Raw genomic sequence first — 569 nt, 5'->3', positions numbered from 1 at the left:
GCGGATCAAAGCTTGTTTGCTAGCTCCCCGCAGCTTATCGCAAGCTACTACGTCCTTCATCGCCTGTAATCGCCAAGGCATCCACCATGTGCACTTATTCGCTTGTCCCTATAACGTTAGCCTCTGAAGACCGAAGTCATCAAAGAGCGCTACAGGGATAAGAAAGTACAACGTTGTTGCTTGTTTGTTGATACATACAATCATTACCCATCGATCTGCCTTTTACGGCAAACCGATCATAAATAATCTTTACTTCTTCCAGATTGTTAAAGAACGAAACAGCAATGATCTCTAAAAGATCAAACCTAAACCTCAGTCACTGACCGGCTTACGTTTGCACTTTCAAATACGTGGTGGAGGATGACGGGATCGAACCGACGACCCCCTGCTTGCAAAGCAGGTGCTCTCCCAGCTGAGCTAATCCCCCTGAGATTTACTACATAACTGGTAGGGCTGGTTGGACTCGAACCAACGACCCCCGCGTTATCAACACGGTGCTCTAACCAGCTGAGCTACAGCCCCAAATGCTGTTCTTCTTTATTAACAGTCGATAAGTGTGAACATTTGAT

The 569-nt window shown here is 46.4% G+C and carries 2 tRNA genes and 1 rRNA gene; all 3 read right to left on the bottom strand.

The features are described from left to right. Positions 1–108, bottom strand: a 23S ribosomal RNA gene (locus GCM43_RS25505); the annotation flags it as partial. 243 nt (positions 109–351) lie between these two features. Beyond that, a tRNA-Ala gene (locus GCM43_RS25500) sits at positions 352–427 on the bottom strand. Between the two features lie 18 nt (positions 428–445). Then, positions 446–522: transfer RNA gene (locus GCM43_RS25495), tRNA-Ile, on the bottom strand. Positions 523–569: the final 47 nt, after the last annotated feature.

Origin of the sequence: Janthinobacterium aquaticum (assembly GCF_009208565.1) — a bacterium.
In the GTDB taxonomy this organism is placed as follows: domain Bacteria; phylum Pseudomonadota; class Gammaproteobacteria; order Burkholderiales; family Burkholderiaceae_D; genus Janthinobacterium.
Note: the sequence above shows the minus strand (reverse complement) of the source record. Positions and strands in the feature narration are given on the sequence as shown.